The sequence below is a fragment of the Actimicrobium sp. GrIS 1.19 genome (genome assembly GCF_035984655.1).
In the GTDB taxonomy this organism is placed as follows: Bacteria; Pseudomonadota; Gammaproteobacteria; order Burkholderiales; family Burkholderiaceae_D; genus Actimicrobium.
On the sequence record NZ_JAXCHT010000026.1, the window covers coordinates 14850 to 27897 of the forward strand.

The window sequence follows — 13048 nt, forward strand, 5'->3', positions numbered from 1 at the left end:
AGCACGCATGGACAGCATTGATCTCGAAGTTCTCAAAACCTGCCGCCAGTGGCTGCAGGAAGACAAACGCTGCGAGCTGGTCACGGTGATCCGCACCTGGGGGTCGAGTCCGCGTCCGCAGGGCGCGACGCTGGCCATTTGCGAGGACGGCCGGGTGGTCGGTTCGGTCTCCGGCGGTTGCATCGAAGACGATCTGATCGAACGTGTGCGACGCGATGGCATCACACGCACGTTGCCCGAGATTGTCATTTATGGCATCACCGCCGATGAGGCGCATCGCTTCGGCTTGCCTTGTGGCGGCACCATTGAGCTGGCGCTGGAGCCGCTCTCTGCACGCAGCCAGATCGAAGCGCTGCTGGCCCGGCTGGAGCGGCACGAACTGGTCTCGCGACGACTTGAACTGGCAACCGGGCAGGTCGTCTTGTCGCCTGTCAGCAGCGATGCCGGCCTGCAGATATCGGCGCAGGCGCTCACCACCATGCACGGGCCGCGCTGGCGTCTGCTGATCATCGGCGCAGGCCAGCTATCACGCTTCGTGGCGCAGATCGCCATGGGGATGGATTACCACGTCACCGTGTGCGACCCGCGCGAGGAGTACCGCGATGGCTGGCAGGTCGCCGGGATCGACGTGGTGCACGCGATGCCAGATGATCTGGTGCAGGAGATGCGGCTCGACAGCCATAGCGCGGTGGTGGCGCTGACGCACGACCCCAAGCTGGATGATCTGGCACTGATGGAGGCACTCAAGTCGGCGGCCTTTTATGTCGGCGCCATCGGCTCACGCCAGAACAATGCGAAACGGCGCGAGCGGCTCAAGCAGTTCGATGTGTCCGACGCGCAGTTGGCGAAACTGCATGGCCCGATTGGCCTCTACATCGGCAGCAAGACGCCGGCCGAGATTGCGATTTCGATCCTGGCGGAATTAACGGCGGTCAAGAATGGCGTGCTGGCGGGCGCAACCTTCGCGCGCCAGTCCTGACCGGCTTGTCGCTCGTAGCGTCCAGTCTGTTGCCGGCATGGTGAGCAAGTGTAAGTCGCGCAACAAATGAAGGAACCATCAACCGCAGTGCGGCCATTCACGTTAGCAGGGCAAATCGTGATCGCGGACGCACGCAGTACTTCTCGGTCCGCAACCTGTTGCGAGGTTTGCTATGACCTTCTCCTCCCGTCCATCCAAAGAGCTGGTGCGGCGCTATATGCATCAACGCCAGGCCGACCACAAACCCCCTCCCGATCAGAGCGAAGTCCGGCGTCAGCTGGGCTGGAACTTGCAGACGCCACGGCGACTGACCCGACCCTGACGATACGGGTCCATAACTTTGATGCAGCGCATGATGTGTTGCGACAGGTGCGCAATTGTTGACGATGCAAGCGATCCAACAATCCCGAGTGACCGCAAGGAGGGTTGATCATGCGTATCCCGGAGAAATTGCGCATCCCGTTATTGGTGTTCAGTCTGGAAGCCGCGATGTTGAGCGCGCTGGCCTTGATCTTTCTGGTGCTGGCACCGCACTGATGCAATTGGTTAATATGGGCCGATAGTCTGCGAAAACCTGCTGGGGCGGCACGGTATGTCTTACACTACTGCATCTGCAATCAAGCTGTTTTCCAGACTGGGCTCGTATCGTGAATGTATTGATCATCGATGACAATGAAATGACACGGACCGTGTTGCGCACAATTCTCGTCGCCGACGGCTACAGAATTATCGCAGAGGCAAGTAATGGCAAGGCTGGTGTGGAGCAGGCCATCAAACTCAAGCCGGATCTCGTCTTTCTGGATATCGAAATGCCCGATACCAGCGGCGTCGATGTTCTCAAGGAGCTGATGAAGGAACTGCCGAAGACCATCGTGCTGATGGTCAGTGGTTTGCGTGACGCCGAAACCATCAAGTCCTGCCTGGCCAGCGGTGCGGCGGGATTCATCATCAAGCCGTTCAATGCCGGCACCGTGCTGAAGGTCATGCGCGACGCAGTGATCCGGGCCGAGCAGCGCACGCCACCCACCCGCATTTCCTGAGTCTCAGGACGCCATCACGATCCACTGCGCCATTTTGCTGCGCAGGGCATCGGCGGTGTACGGTTTGGCAAGATAATCGTCCATGCCGGCTTCCTTGCAACGGTCCTCGTAGCCGGTTGTCGCGCTGGCGGTCAACGCGATGATCGGCAAATGACGGCGTTGCAGCCGCTGTTCGAGCGCCCGGTAGCGGCGCGTTGCTTCATAGCCATCCATCTCCGGCATCATGCAATCCATCAGCACCAGGTCGAAGCGCTCCTCCTGCAGTGCTGCAACAGCCTCCAGCCCGTTCACCACACTGGTGACATTGCACCCCAGTTTTTTCAGCAGGATCTCGGCCAGCCTGCGGTTGGCGGCGCCGTCTTCGACCAGTAGAATTTCGATCGATTTTCGCGCTGCAACGGCCACGACAAGCGTTTCCGGTTGCGCCGTGAGGTCGGGCGGCGGCACGAGAACGGGCGGCAGGCGATCCGACGCGCCCAGCACCTCGCACTCAATGGTGAATGTGAAGGTGGTGCCGCGCCCGGGTTCGCTGGCGATCACGATATCGCCCTCCATCAGGTTGACGATGCCCTTGGAGATCGCCAGGCCGAGGCCGGTGCCGCCGTATTTTCGGGTGATCGAGCTGTCGGCCTGGGTGAAGGGCTGGAACAGGTTTTTCTGGCTTTCCGGGTCGATGCCGATGCCGGTGTCGCGCACCGAGAATTGCAGCCGCGCATGCTGCGTAACCAGCGCCGGTTGATCGGCGACGCTGATGGCGATATCGATCTGGCCGGCGGCCGTGAACTTGATGGCGTTGCCGATCAAATTGGCCAGCACTTGTTGCAGCCTGACCGGGTCGCCCTTGACCGACACCGGCACGCGCGCATCGACCTGTACATTGATCATCAGGCCCTTGCTGCGCGCGCTTTCGCGATACAGCGTCTCGGCGTCGGCCAGCACGCGGCGCGGATTGAATGGCACCTGTTCCAGCTCAAGATGGCCGGACTCGACTTTCGAGAAATCCAGGATTTCATTGATGATCACCAGCAGGCCGGCGCCGGCATCGCGCACCGTGCTCGCGTATTCGCGCTGATCGGCGTCCAGGCGGGTTTCCAGGATCAGATCCGACATGCCCAGGATCGCGTTCATCGGGGTGCGGATTTCGTGACTCATGTTGGCCAGGAAGTTCGACTTGGCGCGATTGGCCTCCTCGGCCTGTTCCTTGAGAATCAGGTTCTGCTCCATGCTGCGTTCGCGCTGGCGCAGGATCCGCACCAGCAACGCAAAGGAAATGATCAGCGCCAGAATGCTGCCGATGGTGACACTGGCGATCAAGCCGGCCGACCGCCTCCAGCCGGCCAGGAACAGGTCATCGGTAATTGTCACGTTGACGAACAGGGGGTAGGTGTCCAGTACCCTTGTGGCTACCATTCGGAATGTCTTCTCGTTGTCTTGTGCAAAGCGCGGGCTACTGGTGAGAATGACGGCATTATTTTTTTTCATCTTTTCGATGATCTGGTAGGACCCGCCAGTCAGATTGGCTTTCCCCAGCAGTTCGTCTTTTTGCGGCCAGCGCGCCAGCAGCACATAGTCGCGCCGGTACAGGTTGAGCGCAGCCTTTTCATCGGGACTGATGCGGTTGTAGAAGTCAGTGATGAACTGGCACGACACGCCCACCAGCACCATGCCGATGAATTCGCCATGGGCTCCGTTCAGACGACGGCTGAGGTAGAACACCCACTTTCCATTGCCCTTGTTGCGTACCGGCTTGCTGATGAAGTCACCCAGGGCCGGATCATCGCGGCGCGCCTGAAAATAATCGCGATCGGCGAGATTGATTGGCGGCGGCGGATACGAGCGGGAAAAATTCAGGACGTCGCCATTGCTGGCAACGATCGTGGCAACGTCGATCTGCGGCGTGCTGCCGGTGCGATCCCGTAACATCTGGTTGATTTCCAGGGTGCCGGCCATGGCGCGCAAACCCGCCGCGTCGCGAATATTGGCGTCACGGGTGCGATCGACAATACCCTCGAGCACCAGGCGCGACGAATTCATCATCTGCGACGTGCTTTCGGCCAGGTTGACCGACAGGTTGTCCATCTGCTTGCGCCAGTCTGCGATGGCCTGTTCGCGCAGCAGCCAGACCGACACCACGGCGGCACCGGTAATGATGACGATCAGTGCGATGCAGACAGTAAAACCAATGCGGCTTGCGCGAATGCTGTTGAGATTCATCGATTGCGTCCTTCGTGCCCGAGTTTTGCTTCATTCCACCAATGCCATATGAACCTCACAGTTTGTTGATGAAATGCTGCATCTCGTCCTTTACCTGCTGCAATTCGTGATGGATCGCGGCGATCCGGTCTACATCGCAGGTGCATTGTTTTTTGCTGCATTCCAGTTCGACTGCGAGCAGCATTTCCACCAGCGCATCGGCGCCGAGCGGGCCAACCGTGCCCTTGAGCGAATGACTGCGAAAGCCCATCTGGGCCTGGTCTGCGGCTGCAGCGGCAGTGCGCAGATGCGCAAAAATCTCTGTGCTCTCGCGCATGAAAATTTCTGTCAGTTCGAGAAACACCTGGTTGTCGTGGTCGACCAGCTCCATCAGCTGGTCGGGTTGGCAATGGTGATAGGTGATGGCGGTCATACGGGGCTCGCTTTCGATGCGGGGATGCGGTGGGTTTGCAGGGATGGCGACTGATCAGACATCGGAACTGTCCGACACGATATGACCGGCATGCGCCGGTCGTGGTGCGCCATCGGCGTATTTTTCCAGAAGCTTTGCGAACACTTCTGCCTTGAAGGGTTTTGACAAGTAATCGTCCATGCCGCCGGCAATGCATTTTTCGCGATCGCCTTCGAGCGCATTGGCGGTCATGGCGACGACAATGGTTTTGCGCGGCTGCGTTTTTTCACGCTCGCGGATGATCGCCGTGGCATCGAATCCGCCCATGAGCGGCATTTGCAAATCCATCAGGATCAGATCGAAGTGCTGCTGGTGATGCAGCTCCAGCGCCTCGATGCCGTTGTTGGCAATGGTCAGGTGGTGGCCCCATTTTTTCAGCAGTGCCAGCGCCAGACGCTGGTTGAGTTGATTGTCTTCCACCAGCAGGATCTTCAGCGCCGCCACGGCGCCGGATTGTGCCGGTTGGGCCAACGCCGGCAAGCTGGCGGCGGGGCGATTGCGCTCGATGATCGCGCACATGACGCCATGCATCTCATCGTGACTGACGGGTTTGAAGAAATGGCCGCGAATGCCGAGCGCGCGATCCTGCTGCGCATCGCCGGTCGCACCCGACGAGGACAGCATGACTATCGGCGCCGGCGTACCGTCGGGCAGTGCCGCCAGCGCCGCTGCGGTAGCCAGGCCATTGAGCTCCGGCATGTCGTAGTCCAGCACGATGCAGTCGATCACGCCGGCATGGCTGGCGCAATACGCCACGGCCGCGGCGCCGGATTGCAGCGCGACGACATTGACCTGCCAGCGCGCGCACATGGCGCGCAGGATGGTCAGGCTGGTTAGGTTGTCATCCACCAGCATGACCGTGCGTCCGATCAGCGCGGGCGAGGCCTGCGCAGGCACGCTGTCGGTCGCAGCCAGTCCGGCGTGCAGCGTAACGGCAAAGGTGCTGCCATGGCCGACCGCGCTGGTGACGGAAATTTCGCCCCCCATCAGATGCACCAGCCGGCGCGTGATCGACAGGCCAAGTCCGGTGCCGCCGAAGCGCCGCGTGGTCGAGCCGTCTTCCTGTTCGAACGCCTCGAACACCAGCGCCTGCTTGTCCGGGGGAATACCGATGCCGGTGTCTGAGACGCTGATCTGCAGCCGCGCGCCATCGCTATCGAGGTCGAGCAGTTTTGCGCGCACCACGATTTCGCCGGTACTGGTGAACTTGATCGCGTTGCCGATCAGGTTGGTGAGGATCTGGCGAATCCGGCCCGGATCGCCGGTCAGATGGTGCGGCAGGTCAGGGTCCAGATCGAGCGCAAGTTCCAGTCCCTTTTCGTGCGCCCGCAGGGTCTGGGTGCGTAGCGTATCGGGCAGCAGCCGGCCGAAATCGAACGGGATCGATTCGAGCGTCATTTTGCCGGCCTCGATCTTTGAAAAATCCAGGATGTCGTTGATCACATCGAGCAAGGCATCGGCCGACGATCGCACCACCTCAAGGTATTCACGCTGGTGTGCTTCCAGCGCTGAATCGAGCACGAGGTCGGTCATGCCAATGATGCCATTCATCGGCGTGCGAATTTCGTGGCTCATGTTGGCCAGGAACTCACTCTTCGAACGGCTGGCTGACTCGGCCGTTTCCTTGGCGTGCAACAGGGCCCGCTCGGCTTCCTTGTGACCGGTAATGTCGACAACCGTGCCGACCAGTCCGATCAGGGTCCCGTCGGCCTTGCGCAGTGCGGCCTTGCTGAACAACACATCGACCGTGCGATCGACCAGCACCAGATGCGATTCGTAGGTCTGCGTGCCACGGCTGCGCAGCAGGTCCTGATCAAATTCGCGCGAAATGGCCGCGTTGTCCGGGTCCAGCAAATCCTCGACGGTTTTCCCCAGCAACGCGTCGGTGGTCACCGAAAAGAATTTGCAGAAGGCCTTGTTGAGCCGCAGATAGCGCCCCTGCGGATCTTTCAGGTACACCGGCAACGGAATGGCCTCGATCAGTGCATCGACAAAATTCAGGCTCTCGCGGATCTGCGCGGTTGCTTCGCGGCGTGCGGTGATGTCGGTCAGGCTGCCGGTCAGGCCGATCGGTTGGCCCTGTTCATCGGTTTCGATCTGGGCATTGACGTCGACCCAGCGATAGCCGCCGTCGCGCGTGCGATAGCGCACTTCGTGTCGCGTCACCATGTCAGTGCCGGCCATCAGTGCAATGAAGCCGGCACGGGAAAGATCCTGGTCGCGCTGGTAGATGTAGTCGACAAAGGAATGGCCGAGCACCTCCGGCACGGCAAAGCCGGTGATTGCGGTCCAGGCAGGATTGAGGAAGGTCCAGAGCCCGTCGCGGTCGGTCCGGAACACCACCTCGTTGAGACTGTTGACGACATTGCGGTACTGATGCTCGCTGCGGGAAATCTTCTCGGCCATCCGTTTGCGTTCGGTGATGTCGGTGCGAATCGCAATGTATTGATACGGTGTGCTGTCGGCATTGAGAAACGGCACGATGGTTGCATCGACCCAGTATTGCTGTCCCTGCTTGTTGAGATTGCAGATTTCACCGTGCCAGACCAGTCCGGCGCTGATGGTTTTCCAGAGACGCTCAAAAAATCCCTGCGGGTGATGGCCCGAGTTGATCAGGCGGTGATTCTTGCCCAACAGTTCCTTGCGCGAGTAACCGCTGATCTTGCAGAATTTGTCGTTGACGTACTGGATCTCGCCATCGATATTGGTGATGCTGATAATCGCGTGCTGATCCATCGCGAAGCGCTGGTTCACCAGTTCCAGGCGCCGCGCTTCCTGTTGCTTGACCAGCGTCGGCATCAGCGCTGACAGGCCTTCCAGGTCATCTGCACCCGGCAGTTGCATGCTCGACGCGCTGCGCTCGATGACGCTGCCGACGGCCTCGCGCAACGAATGCAGCACCCGGTTGCGCGAGGCAATGTCGTTGCGCATGCGCTCGTTGGCTTCACTGAGTTCGGCCGAGCCGATTTCGAGGCTGCGCGTGCGCAGCACCAGGTCGCGCTCGCTTTGCTCGTAGTTGCTGTCGATGGCGTTGACGAAGCGATCCAGATTGGCCAGGAAGCGCTGCAGCTCCGGCGCCGTGTCCGCATGCGCGGCCATGCTGGCGGCGGACTCGATCAGGCGGCCGAGGTCGGCCTCGCTCTCGATGCCGCAGACGCGCCGCAGTTGGCGTGCGAGCGTGCGGTTCATTGTCCTGCTTCGGACAGCCAGGTAATGGTCATGGTCTGGTTGTGCAGCCGGCAATCGCCATGAAATTCCGAGGCGGCGATCTCGCCATTGGAGTAGAAGCCGGTAACGGTCGAGTTCGCCCGCATCAGGGCGGCGACGGCTTCGACTTCCTCGTCGATGCGTTCGCCCATGACCAGCTTGCGTCCGACGCAGCTGATCAGTATGGCCAGGCTGTCGCCGCTGTCCGGGTGGATCGCGCTGGCCGCGATCGACGCCGCAGTCTCGGCACCCTCGATCAGTTTTTCGGTGCTTGAATGCATCAGCTTCAGATAGCCATCCGGATCAATGTCGCCCGCCAGTGTCAGCGAGCCGTCCTCTTCGTTGATGCCGAGGATGGTGCGAAAAATGCCGCTCTTCTGATGTTCGGCACCCAGCATTTCAAACGGAAACAGCAAGCCGGAGCCAGGCAGGTCACGCGCGTAATCGCCGAGATAGGCCTTGTAGATATCGAGCGCGCGCTTGCCGTCGAGCTCATACAGCACGTTGTCGGCGCAGCGCGTGACCTTGCGCGCCGGACCGAACGGTTGCCAGCCGGCCGAGCTGCCATAGGCGGTGCGCACATGTTCGCCATACAGGCCGACGGCGACAATGCGATTGTCGGCGCTGCCATCCGGCCCCAGCGTCCAGGTCTGCTTGAAGGCGCCACCATCGGCTGCCAGTCCGCCGGAAATCGAGACGCCACCCGGCAAGCCGGCCTGCAGCCCGGCCACCAGCGCACTGCCATTGATCGCCACGCCGGTGCCCAGCAACAGCACCGCGCTCAGGTCCTGATGGGGCAGCAACGCCGCCAGCCGTTGGCCTGCGCCGCCCGAATCCGACATGCCGGCGATCAACGTCGAGCAACATGCCAACGGTGTGTGCGCGAAGTTAATCGCGGTCACCACGCACGTGTGGTCGTAGACCCGGTCGACCGCGATTTCGCCGGCCGTCGAGCACCCGGCCACGACTGCAGCGGGAACCAGCTCGGCGAGCAGCGTCGCAAGATGGTTCGTACTGAAAAATTCGACGGCGCCGAAGACCAGCACCAGATCAGGTTGGAGCGCCCGCAACGGGGCCAGGGCGCTGGCGCAATCGGCTACGCCCTTGATAAGAATTTGATGGGTTTTCATGCGTATGCTCTACCTTCGCGGGGGGGCAGCGGAATGCGCGCAGATCGGCTCGCCTGCTTGTGTCACCGCGCCAGCTTGCCACATTTCTGGCTGGTAAAGTGTTGCTAAATTAAAATATTTTGATGGCCAACTGACGTCCCGGTGCGCCAGTCAGCGTCCAACGCGCAGCCGGGTTGGCGTGGCGCCGACCCGCTGCGTATGCGCCAATGTCGCTGCTGCAGGATGCAGGCCGCCGGACAGCCTGAACACGCCGACGGTTTGCGCCAGGCGCGTGGCCTGTTGCGACAGGCTGGTCGCGGCGGCCGCCGCCTGTTCAACCAGCGCTGCGTTCTGGTGCGTGGCTTCGTCCAGATGCATGACCGCCGCGTTGACCTGGTCGATGCCGGCATTCTGCGCATGCGATGCGGTCGACATGTCGCGCATGATGTCGGTCACCCGCAGTACCGAGTTGACGATGTCGCCCATCGTGCTGCCGGCCTGGTTCACCAGCGCGGTGCCATGGCTGACCTTGTCGACCGACTCATCGATGAGTCGCTTGATCTCGCGCGCCGCCTGGGCCGTGCGTTGCGCCAGGTGCCGCACTTCACCGGCAACGACGGCGAAGCCACGCCCCTGTTCGCCGGCACGGGCGGCTTCGACCGCCGCATTCAACGCCAGGATGTTGGTCTGGAAAGCGATGCCGTCGATCAAACCGATGATGTCGGCAATCTTGCGGCCGGAGTCGCTGATTTCACCCATCGTCAGCACCACCTTGGCGACCACTTCGCCGCCTTCCACCGCCACGGCCGAGGCGGTGGCGGCGTACTGATTGGCTTGCTCGGCGTTGGCAGCATTCTGTTTGACGGTCACGCCGAATTGCGCCATGTTGGCGGCGGTTTCTTCGAGGCGCGCCGCCTGCGATTCGGTGCGGCCGGACAGGTCGGTGTTGCCGCTGGCGATTTCCCTGGTGGCCGTCGCAATCGATTCGACGCTGGTACGCACGTCGCCGATGGTCGCCTGCAAATTGACATTCATCTGCTGCAGGACATCAATGAACTGGCCCAGCTCATCATCGTCGCTGGCCGTGAACTTCTGGCGCAGATCACCGCCGGCAAGGGCGCGCGCCACCTCGGTGGCGTTGCGCAATGGGTGTACCAGCGTGCGCACCTGCCAGATCCAGAGCGACACGTGCGCCACCAGACCGGCACCGATTGCCGCCAGCAGCCAGTAGCGTGCGCCGTTGCCTTGCTGCGTCAGGGCGGCCAGCCCCAGGCCCAGCACCAGCAGACAGCTCATCGCGCAGACGATCGCCAGCCGGATCGACAACGGCCAGTGCGCCAGTGCCGCGAGCGCGGCTCCGACGCCGGTGCGCGCGACCCGGCCACGACGCAGCGTGATGCCGTCGGCATGGCCGCTGGTGATGCGTGTGTAGAGCTGTTCGGCGGCGTCGATCTGTGCACGGGAAGGCTTGCTGCGCACCGACAGGTAGCCGGTAACCTGGCCCCGGTCGCGGATCGGAGTGACATTGGCGAGCACCCAGTAATGATCACCCTGCTTACTGCGATTCTTGACCACGCCGCTCCATGGCAGACCCTCTTTGAGGGTGGTCCACATATCGGCGAAGGCTTCGGCCGGCATGGATGGATGCCGCACGATGTTGTGCGGCGCGCCGATCAGTTCGGCGTCGGTGTAGCCGGCGACCTCGATGAAGTACGCATTGGCATAGGTGATGCGCCCCTTGGTGTCGGTGCGCGAGACGAGGAATTCGTCGTCGCGCAGCAGGATTTCGGTATTGGTGACGGGGAGGTTGGTGCGCATGACGACAATCCTTGTGGGTGACTTGAACCGATGGCAAGGCCCCACCCAAAAAGTTGCCTTAAGTCATCATTAGAGGCATCGTCTCAGCATGTGGGCAGGCCATATTTGATTTGGATCAAATACTGCAGGGTAAGGCGGCGTCCGTCGTCAAACAACGCCCGGCGGACGATCAGGTTCTCCCGCTGGCCGCGCGCCACTTTCCCACTTGCCATGTCAATGCGAAAGCCGCTGCTGGCGGCGCGCCGGCGCGATGCTTGTGACGCGCATTTCCGGCACGGCCACCGCTTTCCGCGCCGCCGGCGCCAATGCGCCACTGCCACGCTGATCGAGTTTGAAGACACGCAAGGCGGCGACCAGGCTGTCGGTCTGGTCTTGCAGGCTGGTCGCCGCCGCCGCCTGTTCGACCAATGCTGCATTCTGCTGCGTCACCTCGTCCATCTGGGTGACTGCATCATTGACTTGCGCGATCCCGGCGCTCTGTTCGCGCGACGCCGCCGAAATATCGCCCATCATCTGGTTGACCTTGCTGACCGAACCGATGATGTCCTGCATGGTCGTCCCGGCGCGCGCGGCCAGTACCGTGCCGGCATTGATGCGATCAATCGATACATCGATCAGTTGTTTGATTTCCTTGGATGCAGTCGCACTGGCCTCGGCAAGATTACGCACTTCCGACGCCACCACCGCGAACCCGCGGCCCTGTTCGCCGGCCCGGGCGGCCTCGACCGCGGCGTTGAGCGCCAGGATATTGGTCTGGAACGCGATGCCCTCGATGATGCCGATGATGTCGACGATCTTCTTCGATGCCGCGCCGATGTCATTCATGATGTCGACCACTTCGGTGACGACCGCGCCGCCGGTGCTGGCCACCTGCGAGGCGGTGCTTGCCATCTGCGTGGCCTGGTCCGCATTGCCTGAGTTCTGCTGCACGGTTGACGCCAGTTCCTCCATGCTCGAGGCGGTCTCCTCCAGCGCCGAGGCTTGCGATTCGGTGCGGCCGGACAGATCCATGTTGCCAGTCGCAATTTCGCGGGTTGCGACACCGATCTCCTGCGAATTTCGGCGCACGTCGCCGACGATGGAGCGCAAGTTGACGCGCAACTGATTGAGTGCGCGCAGCAACTGGCCGGTTTCGTCGTGGCGATCGGTCTTGATTTCGCCGGTCAGGTCGCCGCCCGCCATGATCCTGGTGGCGGCGAGCGACTGGCGCACTGGGCCGAGTACCGTCGTTTCCAGCATGACCCAGAGTTGCACGCCGCTCAGCAACGCGACAATCGCCAGACCTTGCAACCAGGGGCGCATGTTCGTCGTGTTACTGCCGAACGCCAGGTTCAGCCCGAGCAGCGCCAGCGTGGCGAGCATCAGCGTCAGTGCAAATCCGATCCGTTTGCTGCTCGACAGGCTGGCCAGCTTGCCCAGCCTGGCCAGCACACCGGTCCTGACGCCGGCGCCGTTCTCGATGGCCATGCGTTCCGGATTGCCCGCCTTGAGCGAGGCATACAGACGCGTGGCAGCATCAACTTGCGCGCGCGTGGGCTTGGTGCGCACCGACATGAAGCCAACCGGCTTGCCGTTTTCGAACACCGGTGTGACATTGGCCTGCACCCAGTAATAATCGCCATTCTTGCAGCGGTTCTTCACCATGCCGCTCCATGGCTCGCCGCGCTTGATCGTGCTCCACAAATCGGCGAAGGCTTCCACCGGCATATCGGGGTGCCGGACAATGTTTTGTGGCGCGCCGATCAACTCTTCCAGCGTGAAGCCGCTGACTTCGACAAAGTAGGGATTGGCGTAGGTGATATTGCCTTGCAGATCGGTGGTCGAAACAATCGTTTCGGACTCGCTGATGTCGTACTGGGTGCTGGTGATCGGTGTGTTCAGTCGCATGGCATACTCTCCGGAAGCGTTGGGTGACGTCGAACAACGAGGTTTAAAAAGGTCGAACGGACAACTGAAAGTCGATCGGCGCCATTGGTAATTCTCCGGATTTCACCGTTCGGGCCAAGCTACACAGCGGTTTAAGAATTGTTAATGGCAATTTTTCTGGAACAATTAGTATCTGCGCGGCAAGCCCCGGGCGATAGCCGGTCGTAAAAAATTCGTTGCTTGATTGGAACAGGTACTGCAAGTTGTCACCCCATCCGGACTTTTTGATCCACCTCAATGTTTTAAGCGTGCGCTCTCCCTAGACTCGCTCCGGTCGGTTCTTCCGCCAATTCCTGACGTGACC

Annotated in this window: 10 protein-coding genes; 3 read left to right on the top strand and 7 right to left on the bottom strand. The window is 61.3% G+C overall.

Features of this window, described 5'->3' with window-relative positions:
* Positions 1 to 7 precede the first annotated feature (7 nt).
* From RCH09_RS16220 to RCH09_RS16230, 3 genes are all read left to right on the top strand, one after another.
* Positions 8 to 979, top strand: a complete 972-nt coding sequence (locus RCH09_RS16220) for an XdhC family protein (protein ID WP_326942175.1) — start codon at positions 8 to 10, stop codon at positions 977 to 979.
* 172 nt (positions 980 to 1151) lie between these two features.
* Positions 1152 to 1301 (top strand): hypothetical protein, encoded by a 150-nt coding sequence (locus RCH09_RS16225; RefSeq protein WP_326942176.1) that lies wholly within the window; start codon positions 1152 to 1154, stop codon positions 1299 to 1301.
* Positions 1302 to 1668: 367 nt separating this feature from the next.
* Positions 1669 to 2019, top strand: a complete 351-nt coding sequence (locus RCH09_RS16230; protein WP_442785049.1) for a response regulator — start codon at positions 1669 to 1671, stop codon at positions 2017 to 2019.
* Positions 2020 to 2022: 3 nt separating this feature from the next.
* Here the strand turns inward: RCH09_RS16230 and RCH09_RS16235 are convergent, their stop codons facing one another.
* The 7 genes from RCH09_RS16235 to RCH09_RS16265 all read right to left on the bottom strand — a co-directional run bounded on the left by RCH09_RS16235 (position 2023) and on the right by RCH09_RS16265 (position 12946).
* Positions 2023 to 4233, bottom strand: a complete 2211-nt coding sequence (locus tag RCH09_RS16235; RefSeq protein WP_326942178.1) for a hybrid sensor histidine kinase/response regulator — start codon at positions 4231 to 4233, stop codon at positions 2023 to 2025.
* Between the two features lie 55 nt (positions 4234 to 4288).
* The gene (locus RCH09_RS16240; protein ID WP_326942179.1) at positions 4289 to 4645 is read right to left on the bottom strand and encodes an Hpt domain-containing protein; all 357 of its coding nucleotides are present in this window, start codon (positions 4643 to 4645) and stop codon (positions 4289 to 4291) included.
* 54 nt (positions 4646 to 4699) lie between these two features.
* Positions 4700 to 7873: a PAS domain S-box protein gene (locus RCH09_RS16245; protein WP_326942180.1), complete on the bottom strand. Its 3174-nt coding sequence runs from the start codon at positions 7871 to 7873 to the stop codon at positions 4700 to 4702.
* A complete protein-coding gene (locus RCH09_RS16250; protein WP_326942181.1) occupies positions 7870 to 9021 on the bottom strand; it encodes an FIST signal transduction protein in 1152 nt (383 codons plus the stop codon). The genes RCH09_RS16245 and RCH09_RS16250 overlap by 4 nt, the downstream gene beginning before the upstream one ends.
* A gap of 150 nt (positions 9022 to 9171) precedes the next feature.
* Positions 9172 to 10818 (bottom strand): methyl-accepting chemotaxis protein, encoded by a 1647-nt coding sequence (locus tag RCH09_RS16255; protein ID WP_326942182.1) that lies wholly within the window; start codon positions 10816 to 10818, stop codon positions 9172 to 9174.
* 213 nt (positions 10819 to 11031) lie between these two features.
* Positions 11032 to 12705 (bottom strand): methyl-accepting chemotaxis protein, encoded by a 1674-nt coding sequence (locus tag RCH09_RS16260; RefSeq protein ID WP_326942183.1) that lies wholly within the window; start codon positions 12703 to 12705, stop codon positions 11032 to 11034.
* 43 nt (positions 12706 to 12748) lie between these two features.
* Positions 12749 to 12946, bottom strand: coding sequence for a hypothetical protein (locus RCH09_RS16265; protein ID WP_326942184.1), 198 nt, complete (start codon positions 12944 to 12946; stop codon positions 12749 to 12751).
* Positions 12947 to 13048 lie beyond the last annotated feature (102 nt).

What these genes read in the sequence shown, in the direction of transcription:
- RCH09_RS16245 (WP_326942180.1), bottom strand. Translation starts at nt 7,873, where the DNA reads ATGAACCGCACGCTCGCACGCCAACTGCGGCGCGTCTGCGGCATCGAG.
- RCH09_RS16225 (WP_326942176.1), top strand. Translation starts at nt 1,152, where the DNA reads ATGACCTTCTCCTCCCGTCCATCCAAAGAGCTGGTGCGGCGCTATATG.
- RCH09_RS16235 (WP_326942178.1), bottom strand. Translation starts at nt 4,233, where the DNA reads ATGAATCTCAACAGCATTCGCGCAAGCCGCATTGGTTTTACTGTCTGC.
- RCH09_RS16255 (WP_326942182.1), bottom strand. Translation starts at nt 10,818, where the DNA reads ATGCGCACCAACCTCCCCGTCACCAATACCGAAATCCTGCTGCGCGAC.
- RCH09_RS16240 (WP_326942179.1), bottom strand. Translation starts at nt 4,645, where the DNA reads ATGACCGCCATCACCTATCACCATTGCCAACCCGACCAGCTGATGGAG.
- RCH09_RS16220 (WP_326942175.1), top strand. Translation starts at nt 8, where the DNA reads ATGGACAGCATTGATCTCGAAGTTCTCAAAACCTGCCGCCAGTGGCTG.
- RCH09_RS16260 (WP_326942183.1), bottom strand. Translation starts at nt 12,705, where the DNA reads ATGCGACTGAACACACCGATCACCAGCACCCAGTACGACATCAGCGAG.
- RCH09_RS16250 (WP_326942181.1), bottom strand. Translation starts at nt 9,021, where the DNA reads ATGAAAACCCATCAAATTCTTATCAAGGGCGTAGCCGATTGCGCCAGC.